This is a genomic window from Exiguobacterium algae (assembly GCF_018617875.1).
GTDB classification, from domain to species: Bacteria; Bacillota; Bacilli; order Exiguobacteriales; family Exiguobacteriaceae; genus Exiguobacterium; species Exiguobacterium algae.
Genome location: NZ_JACSKZ010000001.1, coordinates 533,257 through 557,814, shown reverse-complemented (window position 1 = coordinate 557,814; position 24,558 = coordinate 533,257). Strand labels below are relative to the sequence as shown.

Here is a 24,558-nt window from a genome sequence, read left to right as displayed (position 1 = left end):
CCCGAAATGAAAAAGGAATTAACGAGAAACCCGAAAGTTAAAAGTAGCAACGGTCTACGACTAGGGGAAGCCTCGACCATTCCAAATGGCCCCACTTCTACGAGAAGCGAAGCCGGATTGCGTACTTTCTTATCCTATCATAAAATAAAACGACGTCACAACGAGGAGTTAGCCCATGAATTCGAAGATTTCTTGACTCTTACGCATAGTATTTCATTATTTTGGAGAAGTTCGCTATGCTTACCATATAAATAGAAAGGAAGTGGCAACATGTATCAAATTGAACAGTTAGATTGGACAGGTTCATACGACACGCTTGTCGTCGGGATCGGAGCAGCGGACTCGATTGATTCAGGCTTCGATGCGTTATATGGAGGTCGTGTCAAATCACTTATTCAGTCAGGGGATGTCTCAACTAAAACAGGCGAGGTCACGGTATTGCCGACTTTCGAAGGAGAAACGAAGCGTGTTTGTTTCGTAGGTCTCGGACAACGGAATGACTTGACGACAGAAAACATGCGGAATTGGTTTGGGAAAGTTGCGAAACAAATTAAACAACGTGGCTGGAAAGACGTCGCCATCGCACTCGATACATTTACAGAAGGTGCGGCACGCGTCTTTACGGAAGCTTACGAAATGGCGACGTATGAACACCCTACATACAAGTCTACGCCGAAAGAGACAACTGAGGCACCGAGCATCCGATTACTTGGTGAGGTGACCGAAGCCGATCTGACAGCGGGGATGGCATACGGTAAAGGGGTGAACGTGGCACGTACGTTGACGATGATGCCTGCGAACATCCTGACGGCGGAAACGTTGGCAGACTACGCGGTAGAACTCGCGGAACGTCATGGTTTCGAATATCGTATTTTAGAGAAAGAGGAAATGGAAGGGCTCGGGATGGGCGCATTGCTTGCGGTGAACCAAGGGTCGACCATTCCTCCAAAATTGATTGTCCTTGAATACCATGGAGCGGGCGATGAGGCACCAGTCGCTGTCGTCGGAAAAGGCGTCACGTTTGATACAGGCGGCTATTCGATCAAACCGAAAGATGGCATTGTCGGGATGAAAGGGGACATGGGCGGCGCGGCCACCGTGCTTGGTTTGTTTGAAACACTCGGCGCGACAAAACCAGCACAAAACGTCATCGGTGTCATCGGGGCGACGGACAACATGATTTCTGGCGACGCGTTCAAGCCGGATGATGTGATCACGGCCATGAACGGGAAAACGATTGAAGTGTTGAACACAGACGCGGAAGGTCGACTCGTACTCGCCGACGCGGTCACATTTGCCAAAACGTACGAGCCGAAAGCCATCATCGATGTGGCGACATTGACAGGCGGTGTCCTCGTGGCACTTGGAACGGATGTGACAGGCTGCTTGACGAACGACGAAACGCTATATCATGCATTGGAATCAGCGAGCCGTGAGACAAACGAGCTTGTCTGGCAAATGCCTTACTTCGATGTCTTCATCAACAAAGTAAGAAAATCAGAAGTGGCAGATTTGAACAACTCACCAGGTCGTTTTGGCCATATGATTTTTGGCGGAGCGTTCGTCGGGGAGTTTGTCGGAGATACGCCATGGCTTCATCTTGATATTGCCGGGACGAGTGAACGTGCCGCAGCGAGTGATTTAGGTCCAAAAGGTCCGACAGGGGTCATGGTCCGTACACTTGCTCGAATGATTGAAACGTGGGAACGTTAAAAGGAAGTCTGATCATCATCGGTTTGGCCATAGGAAGCGGGTTATGCTACACGATTTGGCCGAACCGACTCTGGTTGGGCAGTACAGTGTTTTTCGCCGTCTTTGGCGTGTTGATGATTTTACAGGAGGTACACCGTGGTAGGAGTAGGAATTGATGGCGCAGGTGGGGGCTGGGTACGAATCACGTACGATAGCATCTCGCTCTGTTTAACCATCTCAGAGACATTGGAAGACTTATTGATTGATGGCGCGATGCATTTCGTCGACATGCCAAAAGATTTAGGAACGGTGAATCAACCGAACCGGGAGTGCGACGCGTGGATGCGTGCGCAACTTTCAGGACGGAAAGCGTCCGTTTTTACCCCTCCGATTCAAGAGGTGTTAGCTGAATCGACATATGAGGCTGCAAATGAAAAAAGCAGAGAGTTGACCGGGAAAGGAATTAGTAAGCAGGCATGGAATTTGACGCCGCGCATTCGCGAATTTCAACGAATCACGGCAGAGGACGTCTACGAGTCACATCCTGAAGTGTGCTTCGCGGTCATGACAGGCCAGGAAGCGCAAAATAGTAAAAAGACGAAGGAGGGGCAGGATGAGCGAATCGCATTGCTTCGCCGCTATTCGAACAGTTCCCCGTGGAAGTGGAAGATGTCGAACGTTCAAGTGGACGATATAATCGATGCGTGCATTTTGGCTGTCGCTGCCTATGAGGCAGGAACGTCAGGGCTCGCGTTGCACCCTGAACCGTCAACAGATACACCTGTCGTGGCCATGCCTGACGTAAAAGAGCGATGAATCATTCATCGCTCTTTTACTGTCGTATGAGGGTTGCCGACGATGAATCGCCACATGTAATGAAAGACCTTGGCATTGTATAATGCTTTAATGAGGACGGCTAAAACCGGGCCGACGATGAAGCCGAGGACCCCGAAAAGTTTGAGTCCGACGAAGATGGCAATCAAGGCGGCGAGCGGGTTCAAACCGATATGGGATCCGACGATTTTAGGTTCAGCGAAGTTTCGCTGCACGATTACGATGATATACAGGATAATCAATCCGATAGTGACGTACCAATCTCCGGAAACGGCAGCAAAGGCGGCCCAAGGGATGAGCAGTGTTCCGACGCCGAGATACGGTAATAGATCAAAGAAAGCAGCCAACAAGGCGACAGAGAGCGGGTTGTCGATCCGTAGGATGAGCAAGCCGATTAAGACAATTCCGAACGTCATGGAAATTAAAATGACCTGTGCCCGTACATATCCGAATAATGCTGAACGGAGGTTGATCATGACTTCCTCAAATTCCTTGTAGCCGGTCCGTTTATTCATACGATTGAGTGATTCGATATAGCTCGGCCAATCTTTCGTGATGAAAAACCAGGCGAGGACGATGACGATGACGAGCAAGAGCACGAGCGGCAAGGCGGCGAGCATGCTCTGCAGCGTACTGGCAACACCTCGAGATAAGACACCAATCGCAGCAGCGAGTTGGACGCCGAGCTCTGTGATCCCGCCTTCTAATGAAGTCGTCTGACCGGGATTCAGTTGCTGGTAGCTTTCATAGGCGTCGTTGAGGAGCGGGGCAATCTTATCATTGAACAAGCGTTGGATGTATTCGGTAAACGTCTTGATTTGTTCGGGCAGTCGCTCTGCCGCAATCGTAGCATAATGAATGAGCTGGATGATGACAAGAACGATGACACCGACGACGGCGCTTAAGACAATCAGCAGGGAAACGATGGTCCCGAGTGCGCGCGGCATGTTCAATTTACGTTCAAAGAGGTTGACGAGTGGAACGGTCACCAAGGATAACAGTAGGGCGAGGACGAAAGGATACGTATATTGGAAGAGTACATTGAGTAGCCATGTGATCAAGATCAAACCGGTTACGACGAGGACGAATCGTAACAATTGCCATAACTTTGTAGAAGACATGAGGGACCAACCCTTTCCGGACAACTTGATTGAGCATAGTATACCATGCGGTTGGTAAATAAGGCAGAAAGATAGGTGGGAGAAAATGAAAGAGATTCAACAGCGTATTGATCGAATGATTCTTCATTTGGGGGGATATTGGCGTCCGCTATCAGGATTAGCGCGTCTATTAGAAGAAGTCGGGGAAGTCGGGGCTGCCCTCAGACGTGGTCAAGAGGAACAATTGAAAGAAGAACTGCTGGATGTCATCGTGATTTCCACATGTCTGGCCAATCAATATGCCATCCCGTTACAGCATCCCAATCAACTTAATGGAACCGACTCAGTCCCACTCCTTTATTTCCGCCTTGTCGAGGAGGCAGGGGAAGTGGGGAGAATTTTGAACGCCTATGAAGGCGACAAGGCGTTAAAACCAAACAAGATTAATAATTCACTTCAATCGCATCTTGAAGGTGTACAGTCTGCCGTGATGGCGATTGGGGACAGGTTTGGCTTTGATTTGTTCGCGGCACTCTACCCGTTGATCGAAGAAAAATCATCGCGGGACTTCGGACGATTCGACCAGACTCCAGATCCAATCACCGAGCCTTCGGTTCGCAACTATTTACACTACAAAACGGGTCGTTATTGGGGCGGTGTGGAAGTTAAACCTTTTGAGAAAATCGACCGATATATAAAGCGAGAACGTCACTTCGAACGTTTCTTAAAATTGGCGCCGATTGAGCGGCTTGACGGTTTTGTCATTCAACAACCGAAGGATGGACTCCTCTTTGACGGTGATTTAAACGAAGCGTTTCCAGTCCCGGATTCGTTCATTGTGGAGAGGGAGACATACGACAATCAAGTGTTTTTCGTGATTCGTCTTCGCCCTTGAACGGTATTTACCTTTTTTATGAAAATCGTTCGTCTGATTTTCAAATATTTACTTTTTTTAAAAAAGCAATATGCTACGATTAAGTTGTTGTTATGTAGGGAATGCCGCCAGAAGAAAGGAATATTTTAGATGAATATGAAGTTATTAAAGGTTGCCCTCATCTTATCGGTTCTCCTTTTTGGGATGCAACTCCCTCAAGTTGAAGCGGCTACGTATGATGGAGAGACGACTGTCAATTTGAACATCCGTTCTCTGCCAAGTACGAAAGGAACTGTGATCACCACGTTGCCAAGAGGAACAAAAGTGAAATACGGTACGTTCAGTAAATCGTGGCACAAGGTGTATTGGAACAATCGTACATATTATGCGTCCGCTCAGTATATCCGTAAACGTTCAACCGCTTCGAGCGCGATGACGAAGCAGTCGACACTGGCGACAGGGGTCACGACCGTGAACCTTAATATCCGGGTGTCTGCGCATCGGAATGCGACAATCGTGACGACTTTGAAAAAAGGTACTGAAGTCAGCTATGCGGAGTATAACTCTTCATGGGCAACTGTTGTATTAGACGGGAAGACGTACTATGCAGCAAAGGCGTATATTACGCCAAAACGTACCGAATCGACTGTCGAGAAGCAAAACGGCTATGCTAACCGTGAATTAAAACTGTTCTCGCAGCGAAGCCAACGTTCAGCGGTGCAAAAAGTACTGCCGCGCAACACGGCGGTCGTCTCGAGTGTATACAATACGAGTTGGTCGGTCGTGTATATTGGAAGTGAAACATACTACGCACCCACACGTGGCATCACCGAAGGGACGCCGAAGTCGGAAGTCATCAAACAAGACGGGTATGCCAACCGTGATCTAAAACTGTTCTCGCAGCGAAGCCAACGTTCAGCAGTGCAAAAAGTACTGCCGCGCAACACGGCGGTCGTTTCGAGTATATATAACACGAGCTGGTCGGTCGTGTATCTTGGAAATGAAACATATTTCACACCGACATGGGGCATTACACCGGGGAAACCTGAACCGACTGTCGAAAAACAGTCTGGTTATGCTAATCGTGATCTAAAACTGTTCTCAGAGCGAAGCCAGCGTTCGCCGGTACAAAAAGTGTTACCGATGAACACGGCAATCGAATCAAGCAAATTTAACACGAGCTGGTCAGTCGTCTATATCGGGGACCAGACGTACTTCACCCCGACAGCTTGGATTTCATCAGAGAAAACACCGGTTGAACCACCGACGTCTTCTCAGCCGGAAGTGGTGAAGGTTGAAGGATACGCGAACCGGACGGTCAACTTGTTCGGTAAGACGCACCAACGATCACCTGTGTTACGTGTCCTTCCGAAATATACGAAAGTCACGTACAGTAACTACAATTCAAGCTGGTCGAAAGTATATATTGGTACGGAGACGTATTACACTGCAACATCCTGGTTAACGGAAGGGGCAGCCCCGGCGTTGTCGAAAGGGAAAGTGTATACGAATACCCCGGGAGATGTGTTGAACGTCCGTTCGAGTGCAAGCTTGAATTCAAATGTGTTAGGTCGCCTGGACCATGGGACGGAAGTCGAACATTATGGAACGGTCAACGGCTTTTATAAATTCAAATATAATGGTCGAGATGCCTATATCTCTGCAGATTACGTGACGACATCGAAACCTAGTCCGTCAGCGGACACGGTCATCGTCCTTGATGCGGGACATGGTGGAAAAGATCCCGGAGCTGTAAACGGTTCGCTGTATGAGAAGACGATCGCCTTCGATGTAACGAGACGTGCAGAGGCGTATCTCCGGTCGAAGTATAACTATGAAGTCAGATTAACACGTTCGACAGATATCTATTTGACCCTCAATGAGCGTGTTCAGGCGGCGAAGACGTTGCGTGGTGACTTGTTTGTCAGTATCCATGTCAATGCTGCCGGAACGTCTGCCGCAAAAGGGCTCGAAACGTACTATTCATCCTATTCGGCACATAGCGCAAGAAGTCGCGTCCTTGCTTCAAACATTCAGAGCAATTTGTCCGGCAAGATGTCTGCGATGTCAAACCGTGGTGTGAAGACGGCGAACTATTACGTGATTCGCTACAATACGATGCCGTCAGCGCTGGTCGAACTCGGTTTTATCTCCTCACCGACCGACTTGACGTATCTACAGAGTGCCGCTTCACGACAAAGAATGGCAGAAGGAGTAGCAGAAGGGATCGCGCAATACGTGAGAACCTATTATTAACACAAAAAGTCTTAGATGGCCGAATGGTCCGTCTAAGACTTTTTTTCGTGAAGAAAAAGACGAACCGGTTCATCGGTTCGTCCTGGGTATTACAAATCATCAAACCCGTTCGCATCGGTTACTTTTGCGTAGGAACGTGATTTTTGTTCGAAGAAATCTGATTTCGTCGCGTTGAGAGAATCATCGGAATAGGCGCGGATCCAAGGCATGACGTCTTCGTCAAATCCTTCATACAAATCATTAAGACCGATTACGCGTAACCGTTTGTTCGCCAAGTATTTGACGTAGTCACGCATCTCGCTCACATCGAGTCCATCGAGGTCGCGGAGAACATATTCACACCATTCAATCTCAAGGTCGACCGCTTGTGCCATCGTGTCGTAGACGAATTGGCTGAATTGACCGTCCGCATCGATTTTCGGATTCTCTGTCAGGACAGCCCGGAGCAATTGACTGATGAAGTACGAGTGTTGCATCTCATCCCGTTGAATGTAACTGATCATCGTCGACGTTCCGACCATTTTCTGATGACGGGCGAGATTGTAGAAGTAGGCGAATCCTGAGTAGAAGTTGATTCCTTCCAGAATGACCGACGCGACGAGCGACTTCGCGAAGTTCTCGGCATTTGGCTCGGCGCGGAAAGCCTCGTATAGGTCCAAAATGAACTGGTTACGTTTCATGACCATGTCATCGTCTTTTGCGATATCGAAGATACGGTTTTGTTCAGAAAGCGGGACAAGGCTCGATAATACATAGCTGTATGATTGATTATGCACGACCTCTTGCTGGGCGATGACAGCGAGGACGGCATGGACCGATGCGTCGGATGAAAACATCGAAGACTCCAAAATGTAGCGGGTTTGTACCGAATCGAGAATCGATAACAGACCGATGATGCGTTTGAATGCATCCTGCTCCCGTTCTGTCAGTTGCGGCCATTGTTGCATGTCTTTCGACATCGAGATCTCATCCGGAATCCAAAAGTTCGAAAGCAATTGCTTGTAGATCGTATAAAACTGAGGGTAGGCGATGTCATTCCAATTGACGATGGAACTCGTTTCGCCACCGATGATGGCAGTCGCCCGGTTAGGATGTTTGGGCGACAATAGTTTGATTTTTTGAATCGACATAGTGATGAACTCCTTCTTCTACATGATGAGCCATCCGTTCTGCCCAATGACGGACATTGAACGGTTGGTTACGCGGTGACTGTTCGATTTTGAGCAGCTCCCCCGCAAGTGGAACCCCGTACCTTGAAAGGTGGTAGGCCATCTCGTCGACGGCACGGCAGAAGTGGACGAACATTTTGTCGCCTGTTCCGAAGACGGCCGCCTGACGAATCGGCACGTTCAGCTCTTTTAATATGAGACGGAACGTATCCTTCATCTCGTCAGGCAATACGCCGTCCGCCCAAGTATAAGAACCGAAGTAAACGAGGTCGAATGACGCAAGCGCAGAAGCTTCACGCGGTCCGATCCGGTCTGCTTCGAAACGACTGACCTGATCTCCTCGATGCCGGTGTGTGGTCTCGACGAGCGAGGCGACCTCTTCGGTATTTCCGCTCATCGAACTGTACACAATCGCAATGTTCATCGGTCTAACCACCTTTCTTCATTTCAAATCGTTATGAGGCACAAGACTCACATTCATCGACTTCGACTGTTGTCGAACGGGTGTAATAGATTGACTTCATCCCGAGCGACCATGCTTCTAAGTGCATCGAGAGCAATTCGGTCGCTTTCACATCGTTTTTCACGTAAAGGTTGAAGCTGATTGCCTGGTCGATGTGACGTTGGCGGGCGGCATTTTGACGGATGCTCCAAAGTTGATCGACTTCAAAGGCGGATTTATAGAACCAGTTCGTTTCCGGTGTGAGGTCAGGTACAGTGACCGGAATCTTATAGTTTTTCTTCTCTTCCGAGTAAACTTTTTTATAAACCGGATCGATGGAAGCGGTACTGCCGGCGATGATCGCCGTGGAAGAGTTCGGGGCGACAGCCATCATATAGGCGTTGCGAACACCATGGCGATGAACTTCAGCCGCGAGGCCATCCCAGTCCAATTCGTCGTGCGAGCGGTAGTTACGGCGCGTGAAGTATTCACCTGTATGCCACTCCGATCCTTCGAATACGCCGAAGGCCCCTTTTTCTTTCGCCAGTTCCATCGAGGCTTGAATCGTCAAGTAGGCGATTTTTTCATACAATTTCTCAGCGTATTGAACTGCGTCCACGGACTCCCAACGGATGCCTTCGAGGGCGAGGAGGTGGTGCCAGCCAAATGTTCCAAGTCCGACAGCGCGATACTTTTGATTGGTGATCATCGCTTGCGGGACTTCAATCGTGTTTAAGTCGATGACATTATCAAGCATCCGCATTTGGATTGGGATGAGTCGTTCGAGCACGTCTGACTTCACCGCCCGGGCGAGTGCGATCGAACTCAAGTTACAGACGACGAAATCGCCAGGTGTTTTCGTGATGACGATTTTCCCGTCCTGTGTATATTCTTCTTCAATCGTCGTAGCGGACATGTTTTGAGCAATCTCCGAACAGAGATTTGAACTATAAATCATGCCGGCATGTTTATTCGGGTTGGCACGGTTCACGGCGTCGCGGAAGAACATGTAAGGTGTCCCGGTCTCGAGTTGTGAACGCATGTAGCGTTTGACAAGATCGATGGCTGGAACCGTCACACGAGACAGCTCCGGTGTATTGACACATTGCATGTATTTTTCTGTGAACGATCCGCCATTCTCTGTCTCGTCATAGAAATCTTCCAGGCTGAAGCCCATTACCGTCCGGATTTCGTGTGGATCGAACAAGTGCCATTCCCCGCGTTCTTCGACCGTGCGCATGAATAAATCCGGAAGACAAACGCCTGTGAACAAGTCATGGGTACGGAGTCGTTCGTCCCCGTTGTTCAATTTCGCATCGAGGAATTCGAAGATATCTTTGTGCCAAATGTCTAGATAGACGGCAATCGATCCTTGACGCATACCGAGCTGGTCAACCGAGACGGCCGTGTTGTTCAGCTGCTTCATCCATGGAAGCGCTCCGCTGGAGACTCCTTTGAATCCTTTGATGTCGCTGCCGCGAGAGCGAATTTTGCCAAGGTAGACGCCAATTCCGCCGCCACCTTTTGATAAGGTCGCCACATCTGTATTCGAGTCGTAAATTCCCCGGAGCGAATCGTCTACCGTGTCGATGAAACATGAGCTGAGCTGGCCGTAAGACTTACCTGCGTTCGATAGAGTCGGAGTCGCGACCGTCATATATAAGTTCGAGAGCGCCCAATACGCTTCTTCAACCAGTTTGACACGTGTTTTAGCATTTTCTTTTTGCATGAGCGTCATGGCGATGACCATGAAGCGTTCTTGAGGGAGCTCGTACAAGTTCTTCACGTGGTCACGCCCGAGATAACGGTCAGACAAAGTACGGAGACCGATATACGTGAACAGGCGGTCTCTTGAAGGGTCGATTAACGTTTCAAGATGGTCGATTTCCTCTTTCGAATAAGTTTCGAGCAGGGCCGGTGTGAAGATTCGTTTTTCCGTCAACGTATTGATCAGTGAATAAAGGTTGCCGTATCGCATTGAAGCCTCGTAGCCTCGGTTACGTGCAGCCTCCAAGTAGAGTCGATTTAAATACATCTCCGTTGCGACGAACGTCCAGTCCGGTTCTTCCGCCTTCAGCATATCGAGGGCGTGCATCGTCAAAAGGTCATATACTACATCTTGTGTCAGTGTTTTTGACTCAAGCGCACGGATTGCCCGCTCTTCGTAGCGTTTGACACTTAAATGAGGATATCTCGTCTGGATGGATTGAATAAGAGACGTGACGTCAGCTAGCGTTGGTGACGCAGGTAACATCGTCTCGTGTTGGATAGGGGATGTCAAAATCGATCACTCCTTTTGTAGATGTGGACATTATCAAAATATAATGTAGATTCTCAATATAGACGAAATATACAGTTTGAAAAGTATTTTCCCTTTAACTATATATTGACGTTTTTATCTCTTTTTAATCATAAATCACCCATATTTAGTTTTTCAATGCTTGACTTTCGCGAAACGATGACGTGAGATTTTTCTTTTGCTCTAAAAGGGCTTCGTGAGCCGATTTGAGACAAAATTTGAGATGAAAAAAAACAATTACGCAAACGGAATATCCTTTTTTCTTAAAAAGATTTTGAGTGGTGGTTCGATCGGAGAGTAGGTGGGACGTAAAATTTTCATTTTGATTCCCCTATTATTTGTCCTTCAGCCCAAAAATTCCTGCATCGGCTGAAATACTATATATAGTGCTTCATGAAGAAAGAAAGCGATGGACAGATTGTCAAGTCTGGTATCTCTGGTAAAAGTGAGGTAGATTGGGGTGTAAGGACGAAAATCTATTGAAAAAAGAAGGGTTTTAAAAGTGCGTACAGAAGATTTATTATTAGCATGGGACCCACTCGGATACGGGTGCGGTTCATATGGACCAGAGTTCGACGACATCCTGCTCGCGCTTACCTATACGGACTCTGTGGACCAGCTTCATCATTTGATTCGACAGACGCTTCTCGATTCGTTCGGCGATTGTCCAAATGAACAAGAAACACACAAGATGGCGGTTGCCTTACTGAAGTCATCGTCGTCTTGCCAACTATAAAGGAGGAACTATCCTATGTTACGAATTGATCCGACACCAAACCCAAATGCCATGAAGATCACATTACCTGAAAATGTGTTCGGCGATAAAAGTCAAAGTGTGAAAGCGGGCGAATCGACAGACCAGCCGCTCCTCGCAAAACTCGTTGAGATCGAAGGCGTCGAGAGCGTCTTCGCCTACGGTGATTTCGTTACCGTCTCGAAAGAAGGAGACGTGAGCTGGGAAGCGATTCTCCCACACGTCGAGACAGCGTATCGCGCATGACACCCATGGTCACCATCGTGATTCCCGCCCATTCACGTGAGGCAGAATTAACGGAACTGCTTGAAAGTTTGACGGTCCAGACGTTCAAACAGTTTGAGGTTTTGATCATCAATAATGAAGGGCCGCCAAAACAACATCTTTTGGCGCCTTTTTTGAATCAATTGAACGTCCGATTGATTGAATTGAAAGAAAATCATCACGTGCGGGCAAGAAACCTGGGAGTCGCTGAGGCAAAAGGGGACATCATTTTATTGTTAGATGACGATGACCTGTTGATGCCGGGTCACATCGAAGAAGGACTACGCGACCTCGAAACGGCAGATCTCGTCTATACCGATGCGGAATTGTTTCGGTTCAACTGGCAAGATGGCCGTCGTGTCGTCACAGACTGGGAGCCGTTCGCCTATGCATTCGATGTCGAACGATTCAGGCAAGACTCGACCTTCATCCCTTCCGGCACGATGTATCGGAAGTCGATCCACGATGCAATCGGACCGTTTGATGAAGACGTATATAACTACTGGGACTGGGATTTCTTTCTCAGAGTCATGAAGCAGTTTGAAATCGCCCATCCTGCACGGGCCACTGTGCTCTATGCTTTCAATGGACACGATAACTTATCGGCAAAACAGGATGATACGAGACGCCGTTACTTTGAACGATTTTGTTTGAAGCATGGACTGGAGAATATGGAAATGAAGAACTTTCATATCGTCCAGGCTGAACGGCGAGGCTATAGAAGAGAGACAGAGAGAACGTTCACGGGAGACTTTCCCGGAAGAACGGAAGGAGATGGATCATGTACTCATCACAAGAACTAGAACTATTGGAGATTTTGGAGGAGAAAGGGTATTTGGAGACCAGATTGTTGGCTAACATGTTGGGAGTCGACGAAAAGACGGTCGAAGGAATGCTCGAAAAGTTCAAGGCAGACGGCATTTTGCTCGGTTTCCGGGCGATGGTCAACTGGCAAAAAATCAATCGCCATGACGTGACCGCGTTTATCGATGTCAAAGTCACGCCGAAGCGTGGACGTGGATTTGATGATGTGGCGGAGCGGATTTACCGGTTCCCTGAAGTGACGGCGCTTTATCTCATGTCCGGCGCATACGATTTGCAGGTGGTCATTCGGGCAAATTCACTTCAAGATGTCGCATCGTTCGTCTCGGACAAGTTGTCGCCGCTTGATTCGGTCCTGTCGACGACGACGCACTTCAAATTGAAGACGTATAAGCATGATGGCATCCTGTTCACCCCGCAAACCGAAGATAAACGATTGAATATCACGCCATGAAATCATTATCCAATCAAGTCGTTTCAATGAAGCCTTCGGGTATTCGCCGCTTCTTTGATTTGGCGCAAACGATGGAAAACGTCGTCTCTCTCGGGGTGGGAGAACCGGATTTCATCACGCCATGGAATGTTCGGGAAGCCAGCTATGCTGCTCTTGAGGAAGGATACACCGCCTATAGCGCGAATGCCGGGCTCATCGAACTTCGTCATGAAATTTCTAATTATATGAAGGAACAGTTCCAAGTTTCGTATGATCCGACGACCGAGGTGATTGTGACGACAGGCGCCTCACAAGCACTGGACATTGCCTTTCGTTCCTTGTTGAACCCTGGGGACGAGGTCGTTGTCGTGGAGCCGGCCTTTGTCTCGTACGGTCCTTTAATCGAAATGGCAGGAGGGAAAGTGGTGCCGGTCGCCTGCCGCGCCGAGTCGGGATTCCGCTTGAAACGTGAGGACGTAGAGGCGGCCATCACGGAACGGACAAAAGCCATCCTGCTCTGCTTCCCTTCCAACCCGACGGGAGCCACGATGACAGGAGAAGAGCTATCAGAAATCGCAGAACTCGCCACAAAGCATGATTTATGGGTCGTCAGTGATGAGATCTACGCGGAGCTCTGTTATGACGAACCGTTCGTCAGTTTTGCGACGTTACATGATATGCGAGACCGGACGATTGTCATTAACGGTTTCTCTAAAGCGTTCGCGATGACAGGGTGGCGTCTCGGATTCACGTGTGCTCCGGAAGTCGTGACGCGGGAAATGCTGAAGGTCCATCAATATGGCATGATGTGTGCACCGACACTCGTGCAGTTTGGCGGGCTCGAGGCGTTGAAGACGCGTCAGCAACACGTTCCGAAAATGGTGAAGAGTTACCGGCAACGTCGGAACTACTTCATCCAAGCGCTGAACGATGCAGGACTACCGACGCACGTTCCGGGTGGAGCGTTTTATGCATTCCCGTCGATCCGGCATACCGGACTGACGAGTGAGGAGTTTGCGGAACGCCTGTTGCTTGAAGAACGGGTGGCCGTCGTCCCGGGAAATGCGTTCGGTGAGAGTGGGGAAGGCTTCGTTCGGGCCAGCTATGCGACCTCCATCGAACAGTTACAAGAAGCGATTCGCCGAATCGATCGCTTCATGAAACAATTTGAAGTGACGACAGTAAAAGACTCTCAGCAATGAGAGTCTTTTGGCGTTTTATTGGAATAGTAAAGGGGAAAAGGAGGGCGAGGTGAATAGGATGGAACAATATGATTTCGTAGCAGTCGGCTGTGGCCCGTATAACTTAGGATTGATGGCGCTCCATGAATCGACTCCGTTGAAGGGGATTTGCTTTGAACAACGGGACCAACTGATTTGGCATGAAGGGATGCTCATCGAAGGGATGACGATGCAGACACACTACCTGTTTGATCTGGTCACACCTGCTGACCCGACAAGCCCTTATAGTTATTTACATTATTTAAAACAGGCAGGAAGACTGCAGACGTTCATTATTCAAGAAAGCATGGTCATTCCGAGACAGGAATACAATCGCTATTTGAAGTGGGTGGCGCATCAACTCGAGTCGATTCATTTTTCGAGCCGTGTCACGGACGTGCGCGAGGACGGGGACGGGTTTGTCGTCACGGTCCGGACCGGCAAAGGGGAAGAGAAGGTTCATGCCAAACACGTGGTCATCGGAACAGGCTCTGCCCCCCTCGTCCCCGATTCGTTTGAAAAGGTCGTGCATACGAGTGAATATCTGATGAACCGTGACCGGTTAAGAACAGCTGAACGGGTCGTGGTGATCGGGAGCGGTCAAAGTGCTGCGGAAGTCTATTTGGATTTGCTTCGTTCCTCGGATTCGAGCCAGACCGTTGATTGGGTAACGCGGTCGGACGTCTACGAATCACTTGAAGCGGGGAAACTCGGCGAAGAAATCTTTAGTTTGGACTATGTCGAGTATTTTCACGCGCTGTCTTATGAGGCAAGACAACAATTGAGCGCCTCGTTCGAACGCTTTCGTAACGGGGTCAATCCGGATACGTTGACGGCAGTGTATGAGACGTTGTATCAACGGACGGCAGACGGGGACGATCAAAAAACGAAGCTTTTGACGCAGATCGAAGTGGACCAGGTCCGACATGTGGATGGGGCGTATGTAGTAAAGGGGACACACCAGTACACGAATCAAGACTTTGAAGGGAAATACGATGCCGTCGTTGCCGCGACGGGCTATCGACCGGTAATTCCGGATTGGGTTTCGCATCTCCCAATCCAGTGGGAAACCAAAACAGAATGGAAAGTTCAGGCGCGATATGACCTCGCTACGAGCGAACCACTGCGCGGGAAGCTGTTCACCCACACGAATCTCGAACATTCGCACGGTCCGGCGGCGACGAATTTGGGGATGGCTGTGTATCGGAATGCGATCATTCTTAATGAAATCGCCGGGAAAACTGTGTACGAAATCCGTCATCAGCGACCCTTCACGACATTTTGAACAAAAAAAGTGCTAGGCGAGTCGCCTAGCGGAATCAGGGGGGAATACTTGAAGTCTTGCTTGATTTGTATTTACCCCGAGGTTCGACTTTCAAACATTCCGACACGTCAGAATAATCTTTTTTGCTAAATTCTACACTTTATCGAAAAAAGTATGTTATAGTAAGTTGATGAATTTAGCATAGGAGTGTTTGTAATGGCAAAATACGAAAAAGATCAAGTATTAACAGGTAAAGTTACAGGAATTCAACCTTTCGGTGCTTTCGTAGCACTTGACGACGAGACACAAGGTCTTGTTCACATCTCTGAAATCTCACATGACTACGTAAAAGACGTAAACGATTACGTTCAAGTTGGTCAAGAAGTTGAAGTGAAAATCCTTGAAGTGGATGAAGCTTCTAAAAAAATCAAGCTTTCAATGAAAGCGACTCAAGAAGCTCCAAAACGCGAGAAGTCTGCTAAGCCAGCTCGCCGTGCGCCACGCCGCAACGAAGCTTCTAACTTCAAGCAAGAAGAAGCTCCAGGATTCACAGTCCTCAAGGACAAACTCGAAGACTGGATCAAAAACACAAACTTCAAAAAGTAAGTGTTAAAAAGGCGACCCGCTTATGACGGGTCGCCTTTTGTTTTACAGGAATCTTAGGAAGATGTCACGAACTAAAGGGGTGGAAAGGAGTGCGAAACATGAAAATTGGAATCATCGGGACAGGCGGGATTGCGACGAGCGCACATATCCCGAATTATCAGTCCGCAGGAGCGGAAGTCGTAGCGGTCATGAACCGAACGAAAGAAAAAGGGGAGACGGTCGCCAAGCAGTTTGGTATCCCGAACGTGTATGAGACGGTTGAGGAGATGCTTCGACACGAAACATTGGACGCGGTCAGTATTTGTACGCCGAACGCATTCCATAAGACGCAAGTCTTGCAGGCGCTTGATGCGGGGTGTCACGTGTTGTGTGAAAAACCACCTGGCATTTCTGAGAATGAAGCGAAGGAGATGCTGCAGGCGGCAAAACGGGCCAAACGGACGCTCCATTTTGGTTTTCACTACCGGCACCGCGCTGATACCGAGCTTTTGAAACGAATGATTGATGCTGGAGAATTCGGTGACATGTATGCGACGACTGCCTTGGCACTGAGAAGAAGAGGGATCCCGGGATGGGGGGTCTTCACCGACAAAGAATTGCATGGAGGCGGGGCGCTCCTGGACATCGGGGTACATATGCTCGACCTCGCTTTGTATATCATGGGGTATCCGAAACCGACGGAAGTGCTCGGTCATGTCGGACAATATTTAGGAACGCGCCCGGGAGTGGGGCTCCTAGGGGAATGGGACGCTACGTCGTTCTCTGTTGATGATACGGCACGGGCGATGGTCAAGTTTGAGAACGGGGCATCGTTGTTACTCGACGTGAGCTATATGGCCAACCTCGAACAAAAAGACGTGATGCGTGTCGAGTGCCGGGGAACACGGGCCGGGGCGACACTTTTCCCGCTCACCGTGCACACGGAGAAACATGGGGCCTTGTTCGATGAAACGCCTGCTTATTTGGAACAACACGACCCGTATGCGCGTCAAATCGAACACTTTCTAAAAGCCTGTCAAACCATACCGGATTATCGTCAGGCAGAGGAGGCGGTCATCCTCCACCACATCATCGATCGCATCTACGCGTAAGCGAGTTACTTTTCATTCTTTTAAAACAGGGTATATAGTGTAGGTGTTACATATTTCTATGAGGAGGATGAAACATGCACAACTTTGAATACAAAAACCCGACAAAACTGATTTTCGGGACCCATCAAGTCGAAAAACTCGCGGGAGAGCTTGAAACGCTCGGCGCGAAGAAAGTGATGCTCGTCTATGGTGGCGGAAGTATCAAAAAGAACGGGACGTATGATGAAGTCGTGGCTGAGCTTGAAAAGGCAGGCATTTCATACGTAGACTTCTCAGGAGTTGAACCGAACCCGCGGATCGAGACAGTTCGTCGTGCCGTCAAACAAGCGCGCGAAGAAGAAATCGATGCTTTGCTCGCGGTCGGCGGAGGTTCCGTCATCGACTGTACGAAATTGATCTCGGCGGCAATTCCTTATGAGGGCGACGCCTGGGACATCGTACTCCGTGAACATATCCCGACAGAAGCGGTGCCGTTTGGAACGGTGCTTACACTTGCCGCGACAGGCTCAGAAATGAACTCGGGCTCTGTCATCACGAACTGGGAGACACAAGAGAAGTTTGGATGGGGCCACCCGCTCGTTTATCCAACTTTCTCGATTCTTGACCCGCGTTACACGGTCTCGGTTCCAAAAGATCAAACGATCTACGGAATTGTGGATATGATGAGTCACTGTTTCGAACAATATTTCCACCCGAACCATGCGCCGGTACAGGAACATATGACCGAAGGCGTCTTGAAAGCAGTCGTTGAATCGGCACCGAAACTTGTAAACGATTTGGAGAATGTTGATTTGCGCGCCATCATCTTGTTCGCAGGAACGATGGCATTGAACGGCGTGCTTCAGATGGGAGCTGCCGGGGACTGGGCGTCTCATAACATTGAACATGCGGTCTCAGCCGTACACGACATCCCGCATGCCGGTGGCCTCGCCATCCTCTTCCCGCGTTGGATGGAGCACGTATTGGATGAAGACAACGCAGCCCGCTTCGCGCGACTCGGTACGGAAGTATTTGATGTGGAACCGGGTGAAAACGACTTGGAGACAGGGAAGCGTACAATTGAAGCGATTCGTTCGTTCTTCGACCAACTCGGTGCACCGAACTCGCTCCGTGACTACGAGATTGATGAGTCGTCATTCGATGCCATCCTCGATTCTGCGATGAAACGAGGGGCATTCGGCCGTTTCCGTACGTTGGAACGCGAAGATGTCGCCAACATCTTAGAACTCAGCAAATAAGGCGAATTATTGCCTATTTTGCAATAATGATTGAATGAATCCGATGTTTCCGTATATGATGGGTCATGTATGGCTCTTTTAGGAGCGATTTAAAGGAGGAAATGACATGTCAACTGTACGTTTCGATTATTCAAACGCTCTCTCGTTCGTTGGGAAGCATGAAATTGACCAAATGCAAGAAACGGTCAAAACACTCCACTCGGTAATTCACGAGCGCAGTGGAGCGGGTAGCGATTTTCTTGGGTGGGTCGATCTACCGACCGAATACGACCAAGATGAATTCGCTCGAATCAAAGCTGCTGCGGAACGCATCCGTGAAAACTCAGATGTTCTCGTCGTCGTCGGGATCGGGGGGTCTTACCTCGGTGCACGTGCAGCAATCGAAATGCTTCAACATTCATTCTTTAACGTATTGTCAAAAGAAGAGCGCAAAGCGCCACAAATCTTCTATGCCGGTCATAACATCTCTTCTACGTACATGAGAGAGTTGCTTCAAGTACTTGAAGGGAAAGAAGTTTCGGTCAACGTGATCTCGAAATCAGGAACAACGACAGAACCGGCTATCGCATTCCGTGTCCTCAAACAGTTCATGGAAGACAAGTATGGTCAAGACGGTGCGCGTGAGCGAATCTATGCGACGACGGACCGTGCCCGTGGTGCACTCAAAACGCTTGCTGACGCAGAAGGATACGAAACGTTCGTCATTCCAGACGATGTCGGTGGACGCTTCTCTGTTCTTACACCAGTCGGTCTTCTGCCGATTGCTGCTGCCGGAATCGATATCGATGCCTTGATGGAAGGTGCTCGCGACGCGCAAAACGCATACAGCTCACCAGAGTTGGATGAGAACGAAGCGTATCAGTACGCGGTCGTCCGCAACGCGCTCTATGCAAAAGGCAAATCAATCGAGATGCTCGTCAACTATGAACCTGCGCTTCACTACGTATCGGAATGGTGGAAGCAGCTTTATGGGGAATCAGAAGGAAAAGACAACAAAGGGATCTTCCCGGCATCCGTCGACTTCTCGACAGACTTGCACTCAATGGGACAATACATTCAAGAAGGACGCCGTGACTTGTTTGAAACGGTCATCCGTGTGAACGAAGTCCGTCATTCGATGAATGTACCGGAAGACGCACAAGACTTGGATGGTTTGAACTTCCTCTCAGGTGAGACGATCCAGTTCGTTAACGACAAAGCGGCAGAAGGAACACTTCTTGCACATACGGACGGAAACGTACCGAACCTGATTGTAGAATTGCCGGAGATGACACCATATCACCTCGGATACTTGTTCTACTTCTTCGAGAAGGCATGCGCGATGAGCGGATACATCCTCGGAGTGAACCCATTCAACCAACCGGGCGTCGAAGCTTACAAAGCAAACATGTTTGCGTTACTTGGAAAACCAGGTTACGAAGAACAAAAAGCAGAGCTCGAAAAACGCTTGAACCAATAAGTTTTACAATCGGTCCGCGACGCGGACCGATTTTTTTGTTTGAAACTGGGTGAAGACAAGGTAAAGTGAGAGTAGACAGGGAAAGAAAGGGATGGACTATGAAGACATTCAAAGATTTCTATCATAATCAAGTCGAACTAAGCTTCACCCACTACCCATTCTCGGACACACCGCTTCACGTCTGGGTCGTCGCTCGTTATGAAGACAAATGGGTGCTGACAAAACATAAACAGCGCGGACTCGAATTTCCTGGAGGGAAAGTGGAGCCAGGGGAACATGAGGACGATGCGGCCATTCGTGAGGTGTACGAAGAGACGGGCGGGGTCGTCAAAACACTTCGGTATCTTGGTCAGTATCGTGTCCTCGGGCGAGGGGACACGGTCATCAAAAATATCTATTTTGCTGAAATTGAGCGATTCGATGACCATCCGGCCGTCGACGAGACAGATGGGGCTGTCTTGATTGATGAGCTTCCGGAGAACTTACTACGAAACCCTCGATATAGTTTCATGATGAAAGATCGGGTGTTGCCGGAAACGATGAGGTTGCTCCATGAACAAAAAATGGTTTGATCGCATTGATGTGCTACCGCCCTATGCGGGGTATCATGTGGCACGCGGATGGTATGAGACGAAGGACGGAGAAGAGGTCGTCGCCTACGAAATTGTGCCGAAACGGCCGAATGGGCACGTGTTGATGTACTTACGGGGAGGCACATCCCGAATTGGAGATGTCCGTTTGCCGAGGCTTATGCAGTTCGCTGCAAGGGGCTTTCACGTCGTCGCGCCTGTATACCGGGGGAATCACGGCGGAACCGGGAAAGAAGACTTTGGAGGAGACGATTTAGAGGATGTCCTTTCCTTGTATGACCGGATTTGCGAGACGAATACTGACATTCATGCGCTCGGGTTCTCGAGAGGCGGGATGATGGCGTTGTCGCTCGCAGCAGAACGACCGCTAAAGAGTGTCGTCTCTTGGGCGGGCGTGACAAACTTGGAATGGACGTATGAAGAGCAGAAATCGATGCGGAAGATGCTTCGGCGGATGACCGGGGGAGATCCGGAGACGGCAGCAGATGCCTATAAAGACCGTTCGCCTTTGTTCAAAGAGTGGGAGGCGCCGACGTTATTGATTCACGGCACGGACGATGAACAAGTACGTCTGCGTCATGCGACCGCCGTCGCTGAGAAATTAGGCGATCAGGCAAAAATCTGGGTCGTCCCGTTTGGCCATCAACTTCCGTTTTGGGATAAGTGGGAGACGACGGAACAGGCGATGAACTGGATGTTGCGCCAAACAAACGAAAGCACCGACTAGTTCTCTAGTCGGTGCTTTTTGTCAAATGACGAGGGGACCGGCCGCAACGACCGCTTCGCTCGCTTTTGTGAAACGTTTGAAGTTTTCTTTGAATTTTAGTGCCAATGCCTTGGCCTCGACGTCATATCGTGCCGGGTCCTTCCACGTATCGCGTGGATTGAGGACGTCATCCGGTACCCCTTTGATCGAGACGGGAATATCCACGTTGAAAATTTCATGCTTCGTCGTTTCAACGTCACGAAGTTCCCCGTTTACGGCAGCGTTTACCATGGCGCGCGTATAAGCGAGCTTCATACGTGAACCTTCACCATAAGCACCGCCTGTCCAACCGGTATTCACCAGATAGACGTCGACGTCATGCTGTTCAATGAGTTGACCGAGCATGTCGGCGTAACGTTCCGGTGCGAGTGGCAAGAACGGAGAGCCGAAGCAAGTTGAAAACGTCGCTTGCGGTTCTGTGACGCCGCGCTCGGTTCCGGCAAGTTTAGACGTATAACCGGACAAGAAGTGGTACATCGCTTGTTCCTTCGTCAACTTGCTGATTGGAGGCAAGACACCGTACGCGTCAGCCGTTAAGAAGACGATTGTGTTCGGATGACCGGCACGGGACGGGAGCATCGCGTTGTCGATGAATTCAATCGGATAAGCGGCCCGTGTGTTCTCCGTTAAGGAAATATCTTTATAGTTTGGTGTGCGGTCCTCGTTCAAGACGACGTTCTCAATCAGTGAACCGAAGCGGATCGCGTCATAAATCTGTGGCTCATTTTCGCGGGATAGATTGATGGTTTTCGCATAGCAACCACCCTCGATATTAAAGATCCCATCTGGTGACCAGCCGTGCTCATCATCACCGATCAAGTGACGTTCCGGGTCGGCTGAAAGCGTTGTTTTCCCTGTTCCGGAGAGGCCGAAGAAAAGAGCCGTCTCGTTCGCATCGTTCACGTTCGCCGAACAATGCATCGACAGGACCTGTTGTTCCGGTAACAGGAAGTTCATGACAGAGAAAATCGATTTTTTGATTTCGCCGCCGTATTCTGTTCCCCCGATCAGAATCGTACGTTTTGCGAATGAGACGAGAATAAACGTCTCAGAGTTTGTGCCGTCCACGACTGGATCGGCTTTGTAACTCGGTGCATAAATGACCGTGAACGGATCGAAAGCACCTTTCGTTGGCCACTCCCGCAAAAAGAGTTGTTTTGCGAACAAGCTGTGCCACGCGTATTCGGTGATCGCGCGCACTGGCAACGTGTAATGCTCATCCGCCCCTGCTGAGGCTTCTAGATAATACAACTTTTCTTTCTCTTCTAAATGCGTGAGCACTTTGTCTAAAAGTGCCGTGAATTTGTCCTCGCTAATCGGCTGGTTCACTTTCCCCCAGTCGACGAGGTCATTGCTGACTTCATCTTGCACGACGAATTTGTCTTTCGGTGACCGTCCGGTAAATGCACCGGTGCTGACAGATAAAGCCCCGTCTTTCGTCAACACGCCTTCCCCGTTCCGGATGGATTCCTCCACGAGCTCCGGAACAGTCAAGTTCCGTAACATGCCGGCACCATTAATTAATTCTTCGATTTTCAGGAGCGTTGTCGCCATCCTGAATCCCACCTTTCCCCTAAATAGATGTGGATGAAATCCGCATACTTTCGCGTTTAATCAGTATGACATTTTTAATTATATGTGACACACTAATCAAAAACAAGCGTTTCTTTCTCTATTAAAGTAAGCGCTTTCTTACATCGTCATTTTAACATATTCTCCTATCACAAGGTGTTAAAAAACAGAAACGAACTATAAAAAAAGTTTAATAGTTCACAAATAAAATATTTTTGTGAATTTGTGAATTTTTTTACGAAATCGAACGATTCCCTTGACAGAACGTTTCGTCATTTATATGATGGTCTTCGTAACGGATACTCTTATTCTGAGCGGTGGAGGGAACAAGGCCCTACGAAGCCCAGCAACCGTCCGACATGAACGTCTTGTGCGGAAAAGGTGCTATCCTGAAGCGAAGCGACTGCTTCGAACGATAAGAGGGTAAGGAAGAACGATTCAACCTTTCCCAATGTATGTCATCGGGGGAGGTTTTTTTCATTACCGTCCCAAAGCAACGCGTAAGGGGAACGAGTACCGTCCACATATTACCCTTATTCCTTAGGAGGTTTTTTGAAATGTCAAACTTGAACCGTCGACTTTTCACTTCGGAGTCGGTTACTGAAGGACATCCAGATAAGATTTGTGACCAAATCTCAGACTCGATCTTGGATGCCATTTTAGCGGAAGACCCGAATGCCCGTGTTGCGGCAGAAACATCTGTCACAACAGGTCTTGTACTCGTGGCTGGAGAAATCACAACATCGACTTACGTGGATATCCCGAAAGTTGTTCGTGAAACAGTCCGTGAAATCGGCTACACTCGCGCGAAATATGGTTTCGATGCGGAAACATGTGCCGTGCTCACATCAATCGATGAGCAGTCAGTCGATATCGCACAAGGTGTCGATCAGGCGCTTGAAGCACGTGAAGGTCAGATGACTGAAGAGGAACTCGATGCCATCGGTGCGGGTGACCAAGGTCTTATGTTCGGATATGCGACAAAAGAGACACCAGAACTCATGCCGCTTCCAATCTCACTTGCTCACAAATTGTCACGTCGTCTTGCAGAAGTTCGTAAGAACGGTACGCTTGCTTACCTTCGTCCGGATGGTAAAACACAAGTAACGGTTGAGTACGATGAGAACAACAACCCGGTTCGTATCGATACGATTGTCATTTCGACACAACACGCAGAAGACATCACACTTGAGCAAATCCAAGAGGATCTCAAGAAATATGTCATCGATGCAGTCATTCCGGCTGAACTCATCGACGCGGAGACAAAATACTTCATCAACCCGACTGGCCGCTTCGTAATCGGCGGACCGCAAGGAGATGCAGGTCTTACTGGACGTAAGATCATCGTCGATACGTACGGTGGTTATGCACGTCACGGTGGTGGAGCATTCTCAGGTAAAGATCCTACAAAAGTCGACCGTTCAGCGGCATACGCAGCTCGTTACGTAGCGAAAAACATCGTTGCGGCAGGTCTTGCGGACAAAGCGGAAGTTCAACTTGCATACGCGATCGGTGTTGCACACCCTGTATCAATCGCGGTTGATACGTTCGGTACTGGTAAATTGAGCGAAACAGAACTCGTCGAACTCGTTCGTGAGAACTTCGAACTTCGCCCGGCCGGCATCATCAAGATGCTTGACCTTCGTCGCCCAATCTACAAGCAAACAGCAGCTTACGGCCACTTCGGTCGTACAGACGTTGAACTCCCATGGGAGCAAACGGATAAGGCAGCGTTGCTTGAAGAAGGCGCGAAACGTTTCGCATAATACGAAAACGACCTTTTCTCCGAAAAGGTCGTTTTTTTATTGATAAA

22 protein-coding genes and 1 riboswitch are annotated in these 24,558 nt (G+C 49.1%); of the genes, 17 read left to right on the top strand and 5 right to left on the bottom strand.

What is annotated here, in order from left to right:
• The first annotated feature begins 270 nt into the window (after nt 1–270).
• Together KNP03_RS02845 and KNP03_RS02840 are read left to right on the top strand one after the other, a co-directional pair.
• A complete protein-coding gene (locus tag KNP03_RS02845; protein ID WP_214824999.1) occupies nt 271–1,713 on the top strand; it encodes a leucyl aminopeptidase in 1,443 nt (480 codons plus the stop codon).
• A 135-nt stretch (nt 1,714–1,848) separates the two neighbouring features.
• Nucleotides 1,849–2,508 (top strand): DUF429 domain-containing protein, encoded by a 660-nt coding sequence (locus KNP03_RS02840; protein ID WP_214824997.1) that lies wholly within the window; start codon nt 1,849–1,851, stop codon nt 2,506–2,508.
• 5 nt (nt 2,509–2,513) lie between these two features.
• On the opposite strand, the gene ytvI is transcribed toward KNP03_RS02840, so the two are convergent.
• A complete protein-coding gene (gene ytvI, locus KNP03_RS02835; protein WP_214824994.1) occupies nt 2,514–3,647 on the bottom strand; it encodes a sporulation integral membrane protein YtvI in 1,134 nt (377 codons plus the stop codon).
• Nucleotides 3,648–3,732: 85 nt separating this feature from the next.
• Here ytvI and KNP03_RS02830 point away from each other — a divergent pair, with 85 nt between their 5' ends.
• Both KNP03_RS02830 and KNP03_RS02825 read left to right on the top strand, forming a co-directional pair.
• Complete coding sequence (locus KNP03_RS02830; RefSeq protein ID WP_214824992.1) at nt 3,733–4,521, top strand: MazG nucleotide pyrophosphohydrolase domain-containing protein; 789 nt, start codon at nt 3,733–3,735, stop codon at nt 4,519–4,521.
• Nucleotides 4,522–4,650: 129 nt separating this feature from the next.
• Nucleotides 4,651–6,756 (top strand): N-acetylmuramoyl-L-alanine amidase, encoded by a 2,106-nt coding sequence (locus KNP03_RS02825; RefSeq protein WP_214824989.1) that lies wholly within the window; start codon nt 4,651–4,653, stop codon nt 6,754–6,756.
• An 89-nt stretch (nt 6,757–6,845) separates the two neighbouring features.
• Here the strand turns inward: KNP03_RS02825 and KNP03_RS02820 are convergent, their stop codons facing one another.
• Genes KNP03_RS02820 through KNP03_RS02810 form a run of 3 tightly spaced genes read right to left on the bottom strand, consistent with a single transcriptional unit; the run spans nt 6,846 to nt 10,648 of the window.
• Nucleotides 6,846–7,886 (bottom strand): ribonucleotide-diphosphate reductase subunit beta, encoded by a 1,041-nt coding sequence (locus KNP03_RS02820; protein WP_214824986.1) that lies wholly within the window; start codon nt 7,884–7,886, stop codon nt 6,846–6,848.
• Nucleotides 7,843–8,349 (bottom strand): flavodoxin domain-containing protein, encoded by a 507-nt coding sequence (locus KNP03_RS02815; RefSeq protein WP_214824983.1) that lies wholly within the window; start codon nt 8,347–8,349, stop codon nt 7,843–7,845. The genes KNP03_RS02820 and KNP03_RS02815 overlap by 44 nt, the downstream gene beginning before the upstream one ends.
• A 31-nt stretch (nt 8,350–8,380) precedes the next feature.
• Complete coding sequence (locus KNP03_RS02810) at nt 8,381–10,648, bottom strand: ribonucleoside-diphosphate reductase subunit alpha (RefSeq protein ID WP_276313789.1); 2,268 nt, start codon at nt 10,646–10,648, stop codon at nt 8,381–8,383.
• 520 nt (nt 10,649–11,168) lie between these two features.
• Between KNP03_RS02810 and KNP03_RS02805 the strand changes: the two genes are divergently transcribed.
• From KNP03_RS02805 to KNP03_RS02750, 12 genes are all read left to right on the top strand, one after another.
• Nucleotides 11,169–11,402 (top strand): DUF1871 family protein, encoded by a 234-nt coding sequence (locus KNP03_RS02805; protein WP_214824980.1) that lies wholly within the window; start codon nt 11,169–11,171, stop codon nt 11,400–11,402.
• Between the two features lie 15 nt (nt 11,403–11,417).
• Nucleotides 11,418–11,666 (top strand): NifU N-terminal domain-containing protein, encoded by a 249-nt coding sequence (locus tag KNP03_RS02800; protein ID WP_214824978.1) that lies wholly within the window; start codon nt 11,418–11,420, stop codon nt 11,664–11,666.
• Nucleotides 11,663–12,487: a glycosyltransferase family 2 protein gene (locus tag KNP03_RS02795; RefSeq protein WP_214824976.1), complete on the top strand. Its 825-nt coding sequence runs from the start codon at nt 11,663–11,665 to the stop codon at nt 12,485–12,487. Before KNP03_RS02800 ends, KNP03_RS02795 begins: the two co-directional genes overlap by 4 nt.
• Nucleotides 12,466–12,960 carry an Lrp/AsnC family transcriptional regulator gene (locus KNP03_RS02790; protein ID WP_214824974.1) on the top strand — a complete coding sequence of 165 codons (495 nt, stop codon included), beginning with the start codon at nt 12,466–12,468 and terminating at the stop codon, nt 12,958–12,960. Before KNP03_RS02795 ends, KNP03_RS02790 begins: the two co-directional genes overlap by 22 nt.
• Nucleotides 12,957–14,141 carry an aminotransferase gene (locus tag KNP03_RS02785; RefSeq protein WP_214824972.1) on the top strand — a complete coding sequence of 395 codons (1,185 nt, stop codon included), beginning with the start codon at nt 12,957–12,959 and terminating at the stop codon, nt 14,139–14,141. The genes KNP03_RS02790 and KNP03_RS02785 overlap by 4 nt, the downstream gene beginning before the upstream one ends.
• A gap of 58 nt (nt 14,142–14,199) precedes the next feature.
• Complete coding sequence (locus KNP03_RS02780; RefSeq protein WP_214824970.1) at nt 14,200–15,444, top strand: lysine N(6)-hydroxylase/L-ornithine N(5)-oxygenase family protein; 1,245 nt, start codon at nt 14,200–14,202, stop codon at nt 15,442–15,444.
• A 195-nt stretch (nt 15,445–15,639) separates the two neighbouring features.
• A complete protein-coding gene (yugI, locus tag KNP03_RS02775; RefSeq protein ID WP_214824967.1) occupies nt 15,640–16,029 on the top strand; it encodes a S1 domain-containing post-transcriptional regulator GSP13 in 390 nt (129 codons plus the stop codon).
• A gap of 98 nt (nt 16,030–16,127) precedes the next feature.
• On the top strand, nt 16,128–17,120 hold the full coding sequence (locus tag KNP03_RS02770) for a Gfo/Idh/MocA family protein (protein ID WP_214824964.1): 993 nt from the start codon (nt 16,128–16,130) through the stop codon (nt 17,118–17,120).
• 74 nt (nt 17,121–17,194) lie between these two features.
• Nucleotides 17,195–18,358 (top strand): iron-containing alcohol dehydrogenase, encoded by a 1,164-nt coding sequence (locus tag KNP03_RS02765; RefSeq protein ID WP_214824961.1) that lies wholly within the window; start codon nt 17,195–17,197, stop codon nt 18,356–18,358.
• A gap of 106 nt (nt 18,359–18,464) precedes the next feature.
• Nucleotides 18,465–19,817, top strand: coding sequence for a glucose-6-phosphate isomerase (locus KNP03_RS02760; RefSeq protein ID WP_214824958.1), 1,353 nt, complete (start codon nt 18,465–18,467; stop codon nt 19,815–19,817).
• Nucleotides 19,818–19,915: 98 nt separating this feature from the next.
• A complete protein-coding gene (ytkD, locus tag KNP03_RS02755; RefSeq protein WP_214824955.1) occupies nt 19,916–20,389 on the top strand; it encodes an RNA deprotection pyrophosphohydrolase in 474 nt (157 codons plus the stop codon).
• Complete coding sequence (locus tag KNP03_RS02750; protein ID WP_214824952.1) at nt 20,370–21,134, top strand: alpha/beta hydrolase family protein; 765 nt, start codon at nt 20,370–20,372, stop codon at nt 21,132–21,134. The genes ytkD and KNP03_RS02750 overlap by 20 nt, the downstream gene beginning before the upstream one ends.
• Nucleotides 21,135–21,155: 21 nt before the next feature.
• Here KNP03_RS02750 and pckA read toward each other — a convergent pair whose 3' ends face one another.
• On the bottom strand, nt 21,156–22,727 hold the full coding sequence (gene pckA / locus KNP03_RS02745) for a phosphoenolpyruvate carboxykinase (ATP) (protein ID WP_214824950.1): 1,572 nt from the start codon (nt 22,725–22,727) through the stop codon (nt 21,156–21,158).
• 320 nt (nt 22,728–23,047) lie between these two features.
• A riboswitch (SAM riboswitch) is annotated at nt 23,048–23,167 on the top strand.
• A gap of 135 nt (nt 23,168–23,302) precedes the next feature.
• Between pckA and metK the strand changes: the two genes are divergently transcribed.
• Nucleotides 23,303–24,511, top strand: a complete 1,209-nt coding sequence (gene metK / locus KNP03_RS02740; protein ID WP_214824948.1) for a methionine adenosyltransferase — start codon at nt 23,303–23,305, stop codon at nt 24,509–24,511.
• The last annotated feature ends 47 nt before the right edge of the window (nt 24,512–24,558 follow it).

Bases quoted from the DNA above. Each gene is read 5' to 3' on its own strand.
- KNP03_RS02845 (WP_214824999.1), top strand. From the start codon at position 271: ATGTATCAAATTGAACAGTTAGATTGGACAGGTTCATACGACACGCTT.
- ytvI (WP_214824994.1), bottom strand. From the start codon at position 3,647: ATGTCTTCTACAAAGTTATGGCAATTGTTACGATTCGTCCTCGTCGTA.
- KNP03_RS02830 (WP_214824992.1), top strand. From the start codon at position 3,733: ATGAAAGAGATTCAACAGCGTATTGATCGAATGATTCTTCATTTGGGG.
- KNP03_RS02825 (WP_214824989.1), top strand. From the start codon at position 4,651: ATGAATATGAAGTTATTAAAGGTTGCCCTCATCTTATCGGTTCTCCTT.
- KNP03_RS02820 (WP_214824986.1), bottom strand. From the start codon at position 7,886: ATGTCGATTCAAAAAATCAAACTATTGTCGCCCAAACATCCTAACCGG.
- KNP03_RS02815 (WP_214824983.1), bottom strand. From the start codon at position 8,349: ATGAACATTGCGATTGTGTACAGTTCGATGAGCGGAAATACCGAAGAG.
- KNP03_RS02800 (WP_214824978.1), top strand. From the start codon at position 11,418: ATGTTACGAATTGATCCGACACCAAACCCAAATGCCATGAAGATCACA.
- KNP03_RS02795 (WP_214824976.1), top strand. From the start codon at position 11,663: ATGACACCCATGGTCACCATCGTGATTCCCGCCCATTCACGTGAGGCA.
- KNP03_RS02790 (WP_214824974.1), top strand. From the start codon at position 12,466: ATGTACTCATCACAAGAACTAGAACTATTGGAGATTTTGGAGGAGAAA.
- KNP03_RS02785 (WP_214824972.1), top strand. From the start codon at position 12,957: ATGAAATCATTATCCAATCAAGTCGTTTCAATGAAGCCTTCGGGTATT.
- KNP03_RS02780 (WP_214824970.1), top strand. From the start codon at position 14,200: ATGGAACAATATGATTTCGTAGCAGTCGGCTGTGGCCCGTATAACTTA.
- yugI (WP_214824967.1), top strand. From the start codon at position 15,640: ATGGCAAAATACGAAAAAGATCAAGTATTAACAGGTAAAGTTACAGGA.
- KNP03_RS02770 (WP_214824964.1), top strand. From the start codon at position 16,128: ATGAAAATTGGAATCATCGGGACAGGCGGGATTGCGACGAGCGCACAT.
- KNP03_RS02765 (WP_214824961.1), top strand. From the start codon at position 17,195: ATGCACAACTTTGAATACAAAAACCCGACAAAACTGATTTTCGGGACC.
- KNP03_RS02760 (WP_214824958.1), top strand. From the start codon at position 18,465: ATGTCAACTGTACGTTTCGATTATTCAAACGCTCTCTCGTTCGTTGGG.
- ytkD (WP_214824955.1), top strand. From the start codon at position 19,916: ATGAAGACATTCAAAGATTTCTATCATAATCAAGTCGAACTAAGCTTC.
- KNP03_RS02750 (WP_214824952.1), top strand. From the start codon at position 20,370: ATGAACAAAAAATGGTTTGATCGCATTGATGTGCTACCGCCCTATGCG.
- pckA (WP_214824950.1), bottom strand. From the start codon at position 22,727: ATGGCGACAACGCTCCTGAAAATCGAAGAATTAATTAATGGTGCCGGC.
- metK (WP_214824948.1), top strand. From the start codon at position 23,303: ATGTCAAACTTGAACCGTCGACTTTTCACTTCGGAGTCGGTTACTGAA.